Annotated in this window: 12 protein-coding genes and 2 pseudogenes; 6 read left to right on the top strand and 8 right to left on the bottom strand. The window is 70.6% G+C overall.

Annotated elements, in window-relative coordinates; genetic code table 11:
• Positions 1–127 precede the first annotated feature (127 nt).
• Positions 128–1,477: a mucin-1 gene (locus OG595_RS42800; protein ID WP_329281916.1), complete on the bottom strand. Its 1,350-nt coding sequence runs from the start codon at positions 1,475–1,477 to the stop codon at positions 128–130.
• Between the two features lie 180 nt (positions 1,478–1,657).
• Here OG595_RS42800 and OG595_RS42795 point away from each other — a divergent pair, with 180 nt between their 5' ends.
• The 4 genes from OG595_RS42795 (at position 1,658) to OG595_RS42780 (ending at position 6,060) form a co-directional block, all read left to right on the top strand.
• Positions 1,658–2,683: a LacI family DNA-binding transcriptional regulator gene (locus OG595_RS42795; RefSeq protein WP_329281913.1), complete on the top strand. Its 1,026-nt coding sequence runs from the start codon at positions 1,658–1,660 to the stop codon at positions 2,681–2,683.
• Between the two features lie 128 nt (positions 2,684–2,811).
• Complete coding sequence (locus tag OG595_RS42790) at positions 2,812–4,155, top strand: ABC transporter substrate-binding protein (protein WP_329281911.1); 1,344 nt, start codon at positions 2,812–2,814, stop codon at positions 4,153–4,155.
• A 66-nt stretch (positions 4,156–4,221) separates the two neighbouring features.
• On the top strand, positions 4,222–5,214 hold the full coding sequence (locus tag OG595_RS42785) for a carbohydrate ABC transporter permease (protein WP_329281909.1): 993 nt from the start codon (positions 4,222–4,224) through the stop codon (positions 5,212–5,214).
• A gap of 3 nt (positions 5,215–5,217) precedes the next feature.
• Positions 5,218–6,060 carry a carbohydrate ABC transporter permease gene (locus OG595_RS42780; RefSeq protein WP_329281908.1) on the top strand — a complete coding sequence of 281 codons (843 nt, stop codon included), beginning with the start codon at positions 5,218–5,220 and terminating at the stop codon, positions 6,058–6,060.
• Between the two features lie 158 nt (positions 6,061–6,218).
• Here the strand turns inward: OG595_RS42780 and OG595_RS42775 are convergent, their stop codons facing one another.
• Complete coding sequence (locus OG595_RS42775; RefSeq protein ID WP_329281904.1) at positions 6,219–6,995, bottom strand: NPP1 family protein; 777 nt, start codon at positions 6,993–6,995, stop codon at positions 6,219–6,221.
• 233 nt (positions 6,996–7,228) lie between these two features.
• Between OG595_RS42775 and OG595_RS42770 the strand changes: the two are divergent.
• Positions 7,229–7,588 (top strand): annotated as a pseudogene (locus OG595_RS42770) (helix-turn-helix domain-containing protein); the annotation flags it as partial.
• Between the two features lie 518 nt (positions 7,589–8,106).
• Here the strand turns inward: OG595_RS42770 and OG595_RS42765 are convergent.
• Positions 8,107–8,682 (bottom strand): TetR/AcrR family transcriptional regulator, encoded by a 576-nt coding sequence (locus tag OG595_RS42765; RefSeq protein ID WP_329281902.1) that lies wholly within the window; start codon positions 8,680–8,682, stop codon positions 8,107–8,109.
• 191 nt (positions 8,683–8,873) lie between these two features.
• The gene (locus OG595_RS42760; RefSeq protein WP_329281900.1) at positions 8,874–9,800 is read right to left on the bottom strand and encodes an NADP-dependent oxidoreductase; all 927 of its coding nucleotides are present in this window, start codon (positions 9,798–9,800) and stop codon (positions 8,874–8,876) included.
• Between the two features lie 136 nt (positions 9,801–9,936).
• Here OG595_RS42760 and OG595_RS42755 point away from each other — a divergent pair, with 136 nt between their 5' ends.
• Positions 9,937–10,968 carry a GlxA family transcriptional regulator gene (locus tag OG595_RS42755; RefSeq protein ID WP_329281898.1) on the top strand — a complete coding sequence of 344 codons (1,032 nt, stop codon included), beginning with the start codon at positions 9,937–9,939 and terminating at the stop codon, positions 10,966–10,968.
• A gap of 72 nt (positions 10,969–11,040) precedes the next feature.
• Here the strand turns inward: OG595_RS42755 and OG595_RS42750 are convergent.
• The 4 genes and pseudogenes from OG595_RS42750 to OG595_RS42735 form a co-directional block, all read right to left on the bottom strand.
• Positions 11,041–11,172, bottom strand: a pseudogene (locus OG595_RS42750) (IS630 family transposase); the annotation flags it as partial.
• 261 nt (positions 11,173–11,433) lie between these two features.
• Positions 11,434–13,380: a hypothetical protein gene (locus OG595_RS42745; RefSeq protein WP_329281896.1), complete on the bottom strand. Its 1,947-nt coding sequence runs from the start codon at positions 13,378–13,380 to the stop codon at positions 11,434–11,436.
• A 490-nt stretch (positions 13,381–13,870) separates the two neighbouring features.
• Positions 13,871–15,442 (bottom strand): sensor histidine kinase, encoded by a 1,572-nt coding sequence (locus tag OG595_RS42740; protein ID WP_329281894.1) that lies wholly within the window; start codon positions 15,440–15,442, stop codon positions 13,871–13,873.
• Entirely contained in the window at positions 15,439–16,179 is a 741-nt protein-coding gene (locus tag OG595_RS42735; RefSeq protein ID WP_329281891.1) for a response regulator transcription factor, read from the bottom strand. Before OG595_RS42735 ends, OG595_RS42740 begins: the two co-directional genes overlap by 4 nt.
• Positions 16,180–16,188 lie beyond the last annotated feature (9 nt).

The following is a 16,188-nucleotide window of genomic DNA, read 5'->3' as shown; positions in this document are numbered from 1 at the left end:
ACGGGCGGTGTGCCGTCTGCCGTCTGCCGTCTGCCGTCTGCCGTCTGCCGTCTGCCGTCTGCCGTCTGCCGTCTGCCGTCTGCCGTCTGCCAGGACGGTGAGCGGGTGGCGCGGTCGCACCTCGAAATCAGCCGGGGGAAGGACCGGGCCAGATGGCCGAGGCGTCGTCGCGGTCGGGGTCGGGCAGGCGGACCGGGCGTACGGGAACGGTGCGGCTACGGCCCTTCGACGTTGCGGTCCACGGGGCTGCGTGGCCGGAGTAGCACAGGGTCGTGAGGACGAAGACGCCGTCGGCGTAGACCTCGACGTACTCGCCGATGGTGAGGATGCGCAGGGTCGCGGCGGGTCGGGTCAGTACCGTTTCGCCCAGCCGGTCCCCGTGCGGGCCGGTGATCCAGAGGTTCTCGCCGTCGCAGCCGACGAGAAGGGCGGGCCGGTCGCCGTCCGGGGTGTCGGTGCGCAGCGTGATCTCGACCCGGCCGGTGAGGGCGAGGTCGCCCACCGCGTGCAGTGCGGCCCGTTCGGTCTCCTCGCCGAGCCAGGCGTTCAGGCCGGGCCACCATTCCAGGCGGGGCGCCTCGTCCGGTGAGGCGACCAGGAGTTTGGGCTGGGCGAGCATGCCGCGGCAGCGTTCGCCGGAGTCGGTGAGGTTCACCCGTCGGGGCGTGGTGTGCAGCACGACGCGGGAACCGTCGGGGGCGTGGACGACGCGGGGGGCGTAGGAGCCGCTCGGGCCGAGGGGACCGCGGCGGGTCCACGGGCCCCGCAGACGGGGCGCGGTCCACGCCTCGAAGCCACGCGTGGCGCCGATGGCGCCCAGCAGGAGCCAGCTGCCGTCGTCGAGGCGCTCCAGGACGGGACACTCCAACTCGTCGACGTCGCCCGGGGATATGAGCGGCGGCTGGACGGTCCAGTGCTCCAGGTCGTCGGAGGTGGCCCAGGCGACACACCCGCCGGCCTCGACGGGCAGTGCGGCGTCGGCGGCGCAGACCACCATGACCCAGCCCTCGGACTCGTCGTCGCGCACGACGAACGGGTCGCGCCAGCCCATGCGTTCACCGGTGCGGTACCAGCGCGCGTCCGCCTCGACGACGGGCCCGGTGCCGTGGCGGCGCCAGCCGGTGCCGTCGGTGCGGTCGGAGTACGCGAGACCGACCGACTGCAACGGCCAGCCGCCGGGGGTGAGGCCGAGGACGCCGGTGTAGAACATGGCCATTCCGTCACCGTGCCGCACGGGGTGCATGGTCCACACGGCCTGCTGGTCGAAGCGGCCGGGCAGGCCGTTGCCGAACGCGGTGCCCCGGGGCTGCCAGGAGACCAGGTCGGTGGAGGTGGCCCGGCCGTAGGAGGTCTCCATCCGCAGGTGGTCGAACTCGGCGGTCCAAGGGCCCTGGAGGTGCAGTACGGCATAGGTGCCGTCGTCGTCGCGCAGCAGGGCGAAGTCGTTCACGCAGAGGCCGGGCGGGGCGTATCGCATGCACAGTTCCTGTCGGCTCGCAGCGCTCAAACGCATGCGCTGAGCATTGACCTCGAAGGTCTCGCTTGAGAATCGGCCCCAGTAAAACTGAACGCAAACGCTTGCGCAACAACCAGGTCGGGTTTACGGTCTCGTCACCCACAGATCACACCGGTGTGAAACCGACGGGAGGAAGAAGCCGTGACGGTCAGCATTACCGACGTCGCCCGCGTCGCCGGGGTCTCCGCATCCACCGTGTCCCGCGCGCTGCGCGGCCGGCCGGGTGTCTCCGACGAGGTACGGGCGCAGATCGCGGCCGTCGCCGCCCAGCTCGGCTACACCGCCTCGCGGTCGGCCTCCAGCCTGGCCAGCGGGCGCACCTTCACCATCGGGGTCGTCGCCCCGCACATCGGCCGCTGGTTCTTCGGCACGGTCCTGGACGCGGCCGAGACGGTGTTCAGCGCGGCCGGTTACGACGTACTGCTGTACAACCTGGGTTCGCCGGACGCACGCAAACGCTTCTTCACCAGGCTGCCGGTGCGCAAGCGGGTGGACGCCGTCCTCTCGCTGCTCATCCCCGACCTGGAGGAGGAAGAGGCACTGCGTTCCCTCGGAGTGCCGCTGGCCACCACCGTCGGCGGGGCCCGGGACGGCTTCACCGTGGTCGGCATCGACGACCACGCCGGTGCCACCAGCGCCGTACGACACCTGGTCAACCTCGGTCACCGGCGCATCGGCATGATCTCCGGGGAGAGCGAGCCGCTGCACTGGACCACCCCGATCGCCCGCCGTCAGGGATACCTGGACGTGCTGACCGAGGCAGGCATCGCGCACGACCCGGCGCTGGAGGCGGACGGTGGCTACACCGTCGAGGGCGGCGAGCGGGCGATGACCGAGCTGCTCGCCGTCTCCCGTCCGCCGACCGCGGTGTTCGCCCAGTCCGACGAGATGGCGATGGGCGCGCTGCGTGCCCTGCGCCGGCATCGGCTGAGGGCGCCCGACGACGTGTCCGTGATCGGCTTCGACGACCACGAACTCGCCGAGGTCATCGGCCTGACCACCATCGCCCAGCCGGTGCCGGCGCAGGGCTCGGAGGCCGCCCGGCTGCTGCTGCGGCAGCTCGACGGGCCGGATGCCGAACCGGCGCCGACGGGCCAGGTGCGGATGCCCATCAACCTGGTGCTGCGGGAGACCACCGCCCCGCCGAGCCCCCGAAGTCCCCTGTGAACCCCGGCCGTCCGTCAGGCACCCCCACGGGTCCCTTCGAACCCCACACCCCACCACACCCACACTCCACGCCCGCGCACCCCGAAGCGCCGAGTACCCGAACCTCACCCAGCACGGAGGCACCGTCCATGAACGCCGGAAGCAGAAGGTTCCGTCGCACGGTCTGTACGAGTCTGGCCCTCGCCCTGCCCCTGGTCGGGCTGGCCGCCTGCGGCGGAGGCGGCGGCAGTGACGCCTCCGCCGAGGAGGGCAGCGGCAAGGGGACGATCAGCGTCTGGGCCCACCAGGGTCAGGCGAGCGAGGCCACCGCGCTGCAGAACGCGGTGAAGTCCTTCAACTCGTCGCAGAGCGACATCAAGGCCGAGCTGAAGCTGATCCCCGAGAACGACTACACCAAGACCATCACCGCCACCGGCTCCTCCGAGCTGCCGGACGTGATGGAGTTCGACGGCCCGACCATGGCCAGCTTCGTCTACAACAGCAAACTCGCCCCGCTCGACGACTACGTCTCCGCCAAGACCCTCGACAACGCCACCGACGCCGTCAAGGCGCAGGGCGAGATCGACGGCAAGCACTACGGCCTGGGCATGTTCGACTCCGGCCTCGGCGTGTGGGGCAACAAGAAGCTGCTGGACGCGGCCGGTGTGAAGTACCCGACGGGCCTGTCCGACGACTGGACCGCCGCCGAGTTCACGGCCGCGCTCCGGGCGCTGAAGGCCAAGGACACCGACGGCAAGGTTCTCGATGTCTCCGAGCAGTACGGTCTGGCCTCGGAGTGGGGCACCTACGGCTTCTCCCCGATCGTCTGGTCGGCCGGGGGTGCCCTGCTGAAGGACGGCAAGGCCGAGGGCGCCCTCGACAGCCCGGCGGTGGTCTCGGCGATGAAGACCTTCCAGTCCTGGAAGGCGTACGTCGACGCCAACACCGACGGCAACGCCTTCGCCAAGGGCAGGGTGGCGCTGAGCTGGGTCGGCAACTGGACGTACCCCGCCTACAGCGAGGCCCTCGGCGACGACCTCGTCGTCCTGCCGCTGCCCGACTTCGGCAACGGTCCCAAGACCGGACAGGGCTCCTGGGCCTGGGGCATCGGCGCCGGCACCAAGAACGCCAAGGCCTCGGGCGCCTTCCTGGACTACCTCCTCAACGACACCAACGTCGGCGCGATGACGAAGGCCAACGGCTCCGTCCCGGGCACCAAGTCCACGCTCGCCAAGAGTGAGCTGTACAAGGAGGGCGGTCCGCTCCAGCTCTTCGCCGACCAGCTCGCCAAGCCGTGCGGCGACCGCGACATCAGCGAGTCCTGCGTCGCCGTCACCCGTCCGGTGACCGCCGGATATCCCACGGTCACCGCGAAGTTCTCCCAGGCCCTGAACTCGATCTACAGCGGTACGGATCCGAAGTCGGCCCTGGAGAAGGCCGCCCGCGCCATCGACCAGGACTACTCCGACAACGCCGGCTACAAGATCCCGTAGGAACCGACGGCCGGGGCGGGCACGCGACACGCTGTGCCCGCCCCGTCAGGAAAAGGACCCACACCCGTGAAAACCGTGGAACCCGCGCACCCCGCGGCACCGGGCGCGGCACAGGCCTCCTCCGGGCGGCCGTCCGCAGAGCCCCCGAGGGCGGGGCGCAAGAACCGGGACTGGCTGCACGGACTGCTCATGGCCACCCCGGCCGTCGGCGGGCTGATCGCGTTCGTCGGCATCCCCTTCGGCTACGCCGTCGTACTCTCCTTCTACAACGTGCGGCTCGGCTCCCCGCTGGAGCCCTCGTTCTTCGGCCTGGAGCACTACCGGCGCCTGTTCACCGACCCCGACCAGTCCGGCCCGTTCCTGCGCGCGCTGCTGAACAACCTGACCTTCGCCGCGGTGGTCGTACCGCTGCAGACAGGTCTCGCCCTCGGCCTCGCGATCCTCCTCAACCGTAAGCTCAAGGCCATCGGTCTGTTCCGGTCCCTGTTCTTCATGCCGGTGGTCTTCCCGATGGCACTGGTCGCCGTGGTGTGGCGGCTGATCCTCGCCCGCAGTGAGCAGGGCATGCTCAACTCCCTGCTGGACACGGTGAGTTTCGGCAACTGGGGCGCGTTCGACTGGCTCGGCGACAGTGCCACCGCGATGGCCTCGATCATCGTGCTGTCGGTGTGGCAGGGCGTCGGCTTCCAGATGGTCATCCTGCTGGCCGGCCTTCAGCAGATCCCGGGCGAGCTGTACGAGGCAGCCGAACTGGACCGTGCGGGTCGCCTGCAGCAGTTCCGGCATGTCACCCTGCCCGGCATCCGCGGCACGCTCGTCTTCGTCGCACTGCTGACCTCGGTGATGTCCTTCCGGATCTTCGACCAGGTGTACATCCTCATCCGCGGTGGCGGACTCGCCGAGGACGCCGCCCGCACGGTGATGTACCAGGCCGTCACCACCGCCTTCGACCAGAACAACGTCGGCCAGGCGTCCGCGATCACCGTCGTGTTCTTCCTGATCGTCCTCGTCCTGACGATCGTCCAGCGCCGACTCGTCCGGCCCGACAACGAGGACTGACCGATGGCCATGACCCGCACCCCTGTCCGCCGCGTCCTCGACTACACCGTCCTCGGCGTTCTGGCGTTCGTCTTCGCACTGCCCGCCCTCTACCTGTTCCTGGGCAGCCTCAAGCCGTCCGACGAGGTCCTGAACGGGCTGGCCGGCTTCCTGCCCACCCACCTGTCCTTCGACAACTACTCCGCCGTCCTCGACAGCCTCAACTCCGACAGCACCGGCTACTTCTGGCAGTTCATGGGTGTCTCGGTGCTGCTGGCCTTCGTGGTGGTGACCGGCGGCCTGTTCGTCAACTCGATGGCGGCGTACGGCCTTTCACTGCTGACGGGGCGCGGCAGGCGGGCCCTGTTCACCCTCGTCCTGCTGCTGATGCTCGTCCCGTTCGAGTCGGTGGCCGTCCCGCTCTTCTACATGTTCAACGGCCAGCGCAACACGACCTACATCCAGGCGGTGCCGTTCATCGCCAACGCCTTCTCCGTCTACCAGTTCCACACGTTCTTCCGGCAGATCCCGACGAGCATCGAGGAAGCCGCCCGGCTGGACGGCGCGGGCCCCTGGCGCACCTTCTTCGCGATCATCGTCCCGATGTCGAAGCCGGTGTTCGCCTCGGTCGCGATCCTCACCTTCCTCATCCAGTGGGGCTCCTTCCTGTGGCCGGTCCTGATGGTCTCCGACCCCTCGGTGCGCCCGCTCCCCCTGGAGATCAGTGTCTTCCAGGGCCAACAGCCCCCGGACTGGGGCCAGATCCTCGCCTTCGGCGTCCTGCTCGTCCTGCCCGTGCTGGTGGTCTTCGTCTTCTTCCAGCGCTGGTTCGTCCAAGGCGTGGCCAGCTCCGCGGTCAAGGGCTGAGGTATCGCCGGCGTCTCCCGTCACCGAGCAAACCGGACGCCCGAACGACCGGACCGACCGGACGGGTACGGAACAGCCGGCGCCATGGTGGCCGAGGCCGCCTGCCGGAGGGATGGATCGCCCCTTTCAGCAGGGCGATCCGTCCCCGGTCGACCCCGTCAGGCGTAGGGGTCGAACGTGATGTCGCTCGGCTTGGCCTTGTTGAGGTGGTCGGCGAACTTGGAGTCCTGGAGGGGGAAGTTCGCGTCGCCCCAGTCTGAGGCGTTCAGGGTGTTCCGCAGGCTGGAGGCCAGGTTTTCCCAGGTCAACAGGTTCTCCTGGTGCCAGGCGCCGGTGTCGTTCTCCGGGGTCTCGCCCCACTTGGCGAAGCGGAAGGCGTGGGTGCTCACACCGTCCTTGTGGTAGACGGCTTCAACGCGCTGGCCGCTCATCGGGACATCGGCGATCGGGTGAGTGCTGAAGCCGCCGTGGGCGGAGGCCGACAGGTACGACGGGGTGTCCGCGCCGTCCTTGACCCAGACAACCATGCATTCCCAGTCGTGGCGATGGCCGATGCCCGGGGACGCCTCGTCCTTCTCGAAGTAGCTGGCGTAGATGATCCCGCACCAGCCGTTGTTGCACTTGGCCCGCGAGTACGTGTTGGCAAGGCCGAGGTGACCGTCGCGGCACTCGCCGGTGACCGGGCCGGTCGGCTTGAGGCCTCCGTTGAGGTTGCCCGCGGCGTCGATGGCGGCGGCCGGGTAGCAGCTGTCCGTGTCGTAGTCGTACACGGGCTCGAAGTACTTCTGGAAGGCGGTCGCGTTCTCGGGGAGATTCTGCAGGACGCCTGCGGAGGCGCTGAAAGGCAGGGCGACGGTCAGGACGACGGCGCTGCCGGCGACGGCGGCGGCTCTGGCGAGACGGAAGGTCCGTCCGCTGCTGACGGCTCGGGGCAAGGGGTGCTCCAGTCTTCGATCCGTTCATCCCGGACATGACATCCGGGTCGGGATGGAGACTGACAGGCGAAGCGATCTTTGGAAGGGCTTTCTACCAAACTCACAGCGGCTCTTCACCCAACTGCTCGCGGCGGGATACAGCACGTCTGGTGCTGCGACCTCATAGGTTCGCCGGGTCGGCGGTCGTGGCGGTTGCGTGTGCGGTGACATCCGATCCGACCGCTGGAGGCGCGGTGGCCGAGCCCGTCCGTGTGCGCAGGTTGACCGATCAGGAAGGGCAGAGGCTGCAGCAGACCGTGCGCCGGGGCAGTACGAGCTCGGTGCCCTACCGGCGGGTGATGATGCTGCTGGCCTCGGCCGGCGGGAACCGGGTCCCGGTGATCGCCCAGCTGGTGCAGGCCGACAAGGACACCGTCCGGGATGTGATCCACGCGTTCAACGAGAAGGGCCTGGCCTGCCTGTCTCGGTGGGCGGGAGGCCGTCCCCGCCAACTCAAGTCTGCCGAAGTGGACTTCGTCGTCCAGACGGCCACCACCCGCCCGACCAAGCTCGGCCAGCCCTTCACCCGCTGGTCACTGCGCAAGGTCTTCGCCATGGAACACCCAGGCCGCCCATGTCCGGAACCTGCGCACGTACTTCGACTTCCTGTGGTTCGCGCGAGGCAGGCACGACTGGCGTGATGCGCCCACGGACGACCGGGCGTCGTCGTTCGAGTGGTGGGGCGGTCACCTACGACTGCCATGTCTGCCGGCAGCCCTACGAGCGCCCCGACCTGGCCGCCTGCGCCACGCACGACGCGCCAGTACGGCATCATCGCGTCGAAGGCGCCCTTGAACTGCTGAAGCGACCCACAACTCTCACCGCACCACACGGGCCTCGACCCGGAACCCTGCGGACAGGGACTGTGCGACGGGACTCGACGCCACGTAAGTGGGCAATTTCCGGAATCCCAGCGGCACGCGGTGGCGGTAACCCTCCGGTCGGCTGCCCCAGCCGTCCAGTCATGCCAGCATGGGCAGCTTCGGCCGGCTGACCTGCTGTTTGGGGATTCGGGCCGTCCCGCAGCCGGGGACTACCCGGATGGCCGCGTGGGCCTGAGGCCGGCCGCGCTTCAGTCAGGCAGCAGGACGTCGACCTGCCTGCGGATGTCACGCACGATCTCTTCGACGCTCAAGGCCATGTTCACGCTCACCGCCATGCTGAGGAACGTCACGGCGGACACGATGTGCGCCAGCGTCACGGCGTCGCCCTCCGTGACCCGTTCGTCCCGGCGCAGCGCGGCGGCCATGGCCTCCTCGGTCTGCGCGACGACGGCGAGTGCCGCGCCGTGCCGGGGCTCCTCGGGGTCACCGAAGACCATCTCTCGCAGGTAGGTGCGTCCGTTGTCGATCTGGACGCGGTTGCACTCCACGATCGGCCGGACGATCGCCATCACCGCGTCCAGCACTCCCGGGACGCTCTCGGCGTCCGCCCGGCCCCGCTCAAGCGCTTCGACGTACTTGGCGTTCTGCACAAGCAGGAGGAGTTCGCCCTTGGTCTTGGCGTAGAGGAACAGGGTCCCGGTGCCACATACCGGCCGCGAGCACCTGCCGGCAGCAGCGGGCCCCGGCCACCACCGAAGACACCCCTCCGGCGTGAGCCGCAGCCCTGCCTCCGCCCCCGCGCGAGCCGCCGCCCCAGCCGTCACCGAAGCACCCCCGCGAGCCGCAGCCCCGACCCCTCCGAAGCCCCGAGCCGCAGTTCCGTCCTGTCCGGCCGTGCCCGCAGGTCCGCCCCGTCCCGTTCGGCCGCGCCCGGAGCCCCGGGACCGGTCGGTCCCGGGGCTCCAGTCCACTCCACCTGCCCGCAGCCGACCCGGCCCGGCAGGGGCGTCCGGCGTCAGGCGACGCTCAGGACGATCTTCCCGGTGGTGCGGCCCTGCTCGCCGAGCTCGTGCGCCTTCGCGGCTTCGGCCAGCGGGACGACGGTCTCGACCACGGGCGTGAGCGCGCCCCGCTCAGCCAGGGCGGCGATCTCGCGCAGACCCAGGTGATCGGGCTCGACCAGGATCCACACCGCCCGTACGTGGTCGGGGACGTCGGCGGGGACGTCGTCGGGGCCGGGCAGGGTGATGAGCCGGCCGCCCGGGCGCAGCACCGTCAGGGACCGCTCGGCGTTCTGGCCGCCGAGGCCGTCCAGCACCACGTCCACGTCCCCGACGGCGTCCTCGAAGCGGACCGTGCGGTAGTCGATCACCTCGTCCGCGCCCAGCTGCCGCAGCAGGTCGTGCTTGCCGGCGCTGGCCGTGCCGATGACGTACGCGCCGCGGGCCTTGGCGATCTGCACGGCCAGGTGGCCGACCCCGCCGGCCGCCGCGTGCACCAGCACCCGCTCACCGGCGCGCACCCCGGCGGTGTCCACCAGCGCCTGCCAGGCGGTCAGCGCGGCCAGCGGCAGCGCCGCCGCCTGCACGTGGGTGAGGTTCGCCGGCTTGGGCGCGAGGTGGCGGGCCGGGGCGACGACGTACTCGGCGTAGGCGCCGGCCTGCCGCGGGAACAGCGGCATGCCGTACACCTCGTCCCCGGGGCGGAACATCCCCACGCCCGGCCCGACGGCCTCCACGGTGCCGGAGACGTCCCAGCCGACCGCCGGGACCTCACCCCACTCGATCAGGGCCCCGCTGGCCCGGGTCTTGAAGTCCACCGGGTTCACACCGGCCGCGTGGACCCGCACCAGGACCTCGTTCAGTCCCGGCTCGGGCCGGGCGACCTCACGCTCCACGAGCACTTCCGGTCCGCCCCACTGCTCCACGACCACCGCACGCATGCTGTCCGCCTCACTCTTTTCCGTCTTGATCGGATACCGGCCGCCCGGGCCCTTCCCGGCGCGACGCAGTCCACGATCCGGCACCCGCCCCCACCATGATGTTGGCCGTCTGGCCACTATGTGACAGGATCTGGCCATGAGCGAGACGCAGTGGCCGTGCACCGACCCGAGCGCCGACGCGGCCCGGCGGCACCGCATCGCCGTCCTCGCTCTGCCCGGCGTCCCGCCCTTCGAACTCGGCATCCCCTCCCGCGTCTTCGGCAGCGTCCTGGACGCCGACTCACGCCCGCTGTACGAGGTCACCGTCTGCACCGCCGACGGCGCCCCGGTCCTCAGCGACGCCGGGTTCACCGTGCAGCCCGCGGCCGGTCCCGAGGCCCTGGCCGCCGCGGACACCGTGATCGTCCCGCCCACGCACGCCATGCCCGAGCTGGGCCGCGGCGGCCCGCTGCCGCCCGAGGTCACCGCGGCCATCGCCGGCATCCGGCCCGGCACCCGCATGGTGTCCATCTGCACCGGCTCCTACGTGCTGGCCGCCGCGGGCATCCTCGACGGCCGGCCCGCCACCACGCACTGGAACCTCGCCCCCGAGTTCCGCCGCGCCTACCCCCGCGTCAAGGTCGACGAGGATGTCCTCTTCGTCGACGACGACGACGTCCTGACCTCCGCGGGCGTCGCCGCCGGCGTCGACCTGTGCCTGCACATGATCCGCCGCGACCACGGCGCCGCCGCCGCCAACCGTGCCGCCCGCATGTGCGTCGTCCCACCCTGGCGGGACGGCGGCCAGGCCCAGTACATCGACCGCCCGGTACCCCAACCCACCGTCGCCACCACCACCGCCACCCGCGCCTGGGCCCTGGAACACCTCGGCGAACCCCTCTCCCTGAGCCGCCTGGCCGAGCACGCCCGGATGAGCCTGCGCTCCTTCACCCGCCGCTTCCGCGACGAGGTCGGCATGACCCCCGTGCAGTGGCTCACCGCGCAACGCCTGGAACTGGCCAAGCAGTTGCTGGAGACCACCGACCTGTCCATCGACCTGGTCGCCCACCGCTGCGGCTTCGGCTCCGCCAACTCCCTGCGCGCCCACATGCGCACCGCCTTCGGTGTCTCACCCGCCTCCTACCGCCGCACCTTCCATACCGACGACCTGGTGGAAGCGGGCGTCTGAGGACACATCAGCGCCGCACATACCCGCTCCGCGGGCCGGCCGGGATCCGCCTGATCATCCGCTGCCGGTGCCCCCTCCGGCGGAGGCCAGCGGCATCATCGCCCGCCGGTAGCGCACCGAACTCGTGCTGCCCCGGCGCACGATCTGCTGCGGCTTCTGACCCTCGTGGTCGGTCGGTCCGCGCACACGGACGGGCTCGGCCACCGCGCCTCCAGCGGTCGGATCGGACGTCACCGCACATCCAACCGCCACGACCGCCGACCCGGCGAACCTGAGCGGTCACAGCACTGGGCGCACCGGCGGGACAGGAGGTGTCTCACCGGAGGTGTGCCGGACGGCCGGTCAGTGGGTCAGCCGCTGCCCCGCTTGATCGCCGGGTCACGATGCCTGTCGTCACCCGGTTCCGGCGCGGCGCGGTCCGCGACGGTGGACACCGCCGCGGACCGAACCCAGGGGGTTGGTGGGTCACTCGCCCTGGGCGACCGTGAGGGTGAGGGCCCCGGAGTAGGTGGTGCCCGGGGTGAGGGCCGTGGGGGTGCCGTTCACCGTGAGGGCGAGGGTCTTGCCGGGAGGGGCCTGAACCGTCGCCGTCGCGTCCAGGACCAGGCGTGTCAGGTACGACGTGCCGGTGACCGTCCACCGCGACCCGGCGGCCAGTTTGACGATCACGCCGTTGTTGATCGCGGGCTGCGGGGTGTTGGTGACGTGGTTGATGTGCCGCCACTCGGCCGAGGTGATGGTGGGCACGGCGTGCCGGGACACGGAGGCGGAGACAACTCCCTCGACGCTGCTGCGCCGGAAGGAGAGAATCAGGTTCTTGCCGGTACGCATCGCGTTGTAGAAGTCTCCTGTCAGAGAGATGTCGACGAAGGAGGCACGGGCGTCCGCGGTGTGTTCGGCGGCGGTGTCGAAGCGCGCGTCCATGGCCGGGGCGCCGGCCGGTTCGGTGTACACGCCGGTCATGGAGCCGGGGTCGTCGGTTTCCATGATCTGTACCAGGATGCCGTTGCCGGCGCTCAGTTCGGCGCCCTGGGAGCCGTCCACGACGATCGTGACCCGCTTGCCCTTGTCGAGGAACATCGTCTCGGCGGTGGTGAAGCGGGTGCCACCACCGATCTCCAGCCGGCCGCCGTCGCCGCTGTGCCACATCACGCCGAAGCCGCGGGAGTCGACGACCGACGGCCTGGGTTCGATCGCGTCCAGTTCCTGCTCGGTCAGTCCCAGGAGCAGGTAGCTGTTCATCGTGGCCACGCCCTCGCGGGTACTGTCCGTGAAGCTGATCGCGCCCCCGGTGGAAATGGCGGCGAAGGTGGCCACGTCGAAGTGGGTGCCGAGGAAGATGCCCTGCTGGCCGCTGCCGTCCGCGTAGGTCCCGTAGCCGGAGTCGCCGGTGACGGTGACGGTGGAATTGATCGCGGCCAGCAGCGAGTTGCGTACCGAGTCGGTGGACAGCACACCCCAGGACTCCGAGGAGACGGAGGAGTTGAGGTAGGTGGCCGTGGTGTTCTCGCCGAGGACGTTGGTGGCGCGGACGTTGCCGGACAGTCCGAGCATCCACGGGACCGACATCATGTTCGCGCCGAAGCCCGGCTCGTAGTCGTCGGGCAGCACGCCCTCACGGGTGTGGATGCGGGAGTTCTTGACGATCACGTTGGCGCCGTCACGGGCGATGACGCCGGTGCGCACCACACCCCGGGTCTCGATGTCCGCGCCGTCCACGACCAGCCGGGTGCCCGCACCCGCACCGGTGACGGCGGCACCGTAACTCGCGAAGTCCAGGCGGCCGTTGCCGTCGAATGCGATCCGGGAGTCCGCCAGGGTGTACTGGGCTCCGTCAGCGACGAAGAAGCCGTTGAAGGCCTCGCCCGTGGAGGTCAGGGACACGCTCCTCGCGTGGGCGTCGGTGAGGCTCCCGCCCCGTACGCTCGACAGCACCGAGCTCTCGGTGACGACACCGCCGGCGCCGACGTACACGCCCTGCCGCAGGTGGAAGGTGGCGCCCGCGAAGGACTCCAGGTGCTCGACGGCCGGGGTGAGGACGATGTCGCCGCTGTAGGTGCCGGCGGCGATCACGGTCGTCCAGCCGTAGGTGCCGTCCAGGACGGATCCGGTCTCCACGCCGTCCACGGTCAGGGTCAGGGTGTGCCCCTCCGGGGCGGTGAGCACGGCGCCGTCCTGCACGACGAGTTCGTCGAGCCGGGTGATCTCGGCGACCTCCCAGATCTCGCCGGGGGCGACGGTCCTACGGCCGGCCGCATCGGCCGGTGTCGCCGCGTGGGCGGCGGTCGGCGCGAGCAGCCCGGGTGCCGCGACGACGCCCGCGACGACGAGCAGCGCCCGCACCCGCGACCGCATCGGCACTCCACGCTCCGCGCGGACCGGTTCCATGGTGTGGGGGGTGACTTCAGACATGCGGAACTCCCTTGCGCCCCACAGCGGTTCATGGGGCGATCGGATCGAAGGTTGCTGTGGCGGGGAGTGAATCAGCGACCGTGGAGCCGCAGAAGTGCGTGGCTCCTGTGAATCGGTCTGCCGGCCATGGCCATCCGGCATAGGAGGCATGCCGCATCCCGGCGCGCGGCGAGCACCGTGGCCCGCCGCTCGGAGGGAAGGCGGGGAGGAGCCGGTCCCGGCCCCTCGGTGGCAGTAACACATGGCCTCCTGACCGGAAGGCGGCACGGCCGCCTGTGCGGGCACGACGACGGATGCGAACCGGTCACGCCGATGGCGATTCAAGAGATCATCGAATTCGTCAAAGATTCCGCAAACAACGGAGTCGGGGTGATTCATGCGAGATTCACAGCTGACCCGCGGCAGATGCGATGGATGTCGGCAAGTTCCGCTGCGCGCGCGGAAGTTGGGGTGAGGAGCACGGCGAGACGTACCGAAGGGACGGCCAAGGTCAGCCGGCAGCCTGCGCCGCGTTTCCCGAGCGCCCGAGCGGGGTGGCGGTCGGCTCCCTGGCCGGAAGCACCAGGCGGAACGTGCACCCGGGACCCGTTCCGGCATCGAGTTCGAGGCGGCCACCGTGGCCCCGGGCGATCGCCGTGGCGATGGCGAGGCCGAGGCCGCTGCCGCCGTGGTCACGGGAGCGGGACGGGTCGACGCGGTAGAAGCGCTCGAAGACCCGCTCGGTCTCTTCCGGCGAGAGTCCCGGCCCCTGGTCCACGACCTCGATCACGCAGATCGGTGTGCCCGCGGTCAGCGGCGGTGAGCCGCTGGCCCGGCCGGGGCGGTCGGTGCCCCCTGTACTCGCCTCCGCGCGGGCCGTACCGACGCGTACGTCGACCGGAGTGCCCGGTGGCGTGTGGACGAGCGCGTTGGACAGCAGGTTGTTCACCACTTGGAGCAGACGGTCCGGATCCCCCACCGTCTCCACGACCTCGAGTGCGCGCTCCCCGGCGTCTCCGTTGTCTCCCGCCTGCGGGTCGAGCGGGCTGAGGGTCACCCGGTGCTCACCCCCGCTCCGTACGGCCGCCGCGCTCACCGCGTCGGCCGCGATGGACAGCAGGTCGACGGGGACGGTGCGGTAGGCCGGCTCCTGGTCGAGTCTGGCCAGCAGGAGCAGGTCGTCGACAAGACGGTTCATGCGTTCCGCGTTCCTGGCGACCTGCTCGTCGGCCTCCCGGCGCTGTGCGGCGGGGCGGTCCGGGTGCCGCAGGGCCAGCTGGGCGAAGCCCTGGATGGAGGTGAGGGGCGTACGCAGTTCGTGCCCGGCGTCGGCAACGAAGCGACGCAGCCGGGCCTCCGAGAACTCGCTTTCGCGCAGGGCCTGTTGGAGGCGGTCGAGCATGTCGTTCAGTACGGTTCCGAGGCGGCCGGTCTCCGTGCGCGGGTCGGTGTCGGACAGCCGCACGCTCAGATCCCCCGCGGTGATGTCCTGAGCCGTGTGTTCCATCCTGGTCAGCGGAAGGAGGCCGAGGCGGACAACCCACCGGCCGACGGCGATCAGCCCGACCACGGCCACCGCGAAGACGGCCACATTGAGGGCGAGCAGTTTCGACATGGCCCCCTCCACGGTGTCGAGAGGCAGCGCGACCACGAAGGTGGTGCGGCCGACACCGCCGTCCTTCCACAGCACCCGCCAGTTGCCGTCCCCCGACTCGTCCGGGACGGTGGCCTGCCGCCCCTTTTCCAGGTGGAGTCGGCCGGTGTGCGCCGGGAGCGCCGGGCCGGGCTCCTCCCCGCCGCCGAGGGTTCCCCGCTCCCCGCCCGCGGCGTCGTAGAAGGTGATCCGGAAGTCCGAGGGCAGAGTGACGGTGTCCGGGGCCGGACCGGTGGGCAGTCCGGCCCCGCCGGCGAAGGCTCGGTCCGGGAGGACGAACCCCTGAAGCTGCTGGTCGACCCGGTTGAGCAGCCAGGAGTGCAACACCAGGAACCCGATGGTCTGCGCGGTGAGGACAGCTGTCGCCGCCAGCAGGGTGACGCCCCACACGAGCCGGCCGCTCAGCGATCGGGGGCGACCGCGGATCACTGGTCCGCCCCGGCGCGAGGCAGACGCAGGCAATAGCCCACGCCGCGCACGGTGTGCAGCAGGGGCGGGTCGAAGCGGTCGATCTTGCGGCGCAGGTACTTGACGTACGTCTCCACGATCCGTCCGTCGCCCGCGAAGTCGTACCCCCACACGTGATTGAGGATCTTGGTCTTGCTCACCACCCGGTTGGTGTTCTCCATCAGGTACGTGAGCAGGTTGAACTCGGTCGGAGACAGCGGGATGTACTCGCCGGCCCGGTGCACTTCGTGGGCGTTCTCGTCCAGCTCCAGATCGGCGAAGCGCAGGATGCCGCTGTCGGCGCTCCCGGCGTCCGGCGGACGGTCAGGGTCCGTCCGGCGCAGGATGGCACGGATGCGCAGCAGCACCTCCTCGATGCTGAACGGCTTGGTCACGTAGTCGTCGCCGCCCGCTGTCAGGCCCGCGATGCGGTCGGTGACCTCACCGCGGGCCGTGAGGAACAGCACCGGTGTCCGCACGCCCGCCGCCCGCAGGGTGCGGGTGACCGCGAGGCCGTCCAGGTCGGGCAGCATCACGTCCAGCAGGATGAGGTCCGGGCGGAGGCCCTCGATGTCCCGCAGGGCCTCCTGCCCGGTGGCGGCACCGGCGACCTCGTAGCCCGACAGTCGCAGCGCCGACTCCAGCAGCATGCGGATACCGGGGTCGTCCTCGACCACCAGGAGCCGGTGCGGGGCCGGGGCGGCGGGCGGTTCGGGCATGGTGAGGTG

It is taken from the genome of Streptomyces sp. NBC_01451 (assembly GCF_036227485.1).
In the GTDB taxonomy this organism is placed as follows: domain Bacteria; phylum Actinomycetota; class Actinomycetes; order Streptomycetales; family Streptomycetaceae; genus Streptomyces.
This window is presented reverse-complemented; position numbering and strand designations above follow the sequence as displayed.

What these genes read in the sequence shown, in the direction of transcription:
- OG595_RS42800 (WP_329281916.1), bottom strand. Translation starts at nt 1,477, where the DNA reads ATGCGATACGCCCCGCCCGGCCTCTGCGTGAACGACTTCGCCCTGCTG.
- OG595_RS42790 (WP_329281911.1), top strand. Translation starts at nt 2,812, where the DNA reads ATGAACGCCGGAAGCAGAAGGTTCCGTCGCACGGTCTGTACGAGTCTG.
- OG595_RS42780 (WP_329281908.1), top strand. Translation starts at nt 5,218, where the DNA reads ATGGCCATGACCCGCACCCCTGTCCGCCGCGTCCTCGACTACACCGTC.
- OG595_RS42760 (WP_329281900.1), bottom strand. Translation starts at nt 9,800, where the DNA reads ATGCGTGCGGTGGTCGTGGAGCAGTGGGGCGGACCGGAAGTGCTCGTG.
- OG595_RS42755 (WP_329281898.1), top strand. Translation starts at nt 9,937, where the DNA reads ATGAGCGAGACGCAGTGGCCGTGCACCGACCCGAGCGCCGACGCGGCC.
- OG595_RS42745 (WP_329281896.1), bottom strand. Translation starts at nt 13,380, where the DNA reads ATGTCTGAAGTCACCCCCCACACCATGGAACCGGTCCGCGCGGAGCGT.
- OG595_RS42735 (WP_329281891.1), bottom strand. Translation starts at nt 16,179, where the DNA reads ATGCCCGAACCGCCCGCCGCCCCGGCCCCGCACCGGCTCCTGGTGGTC.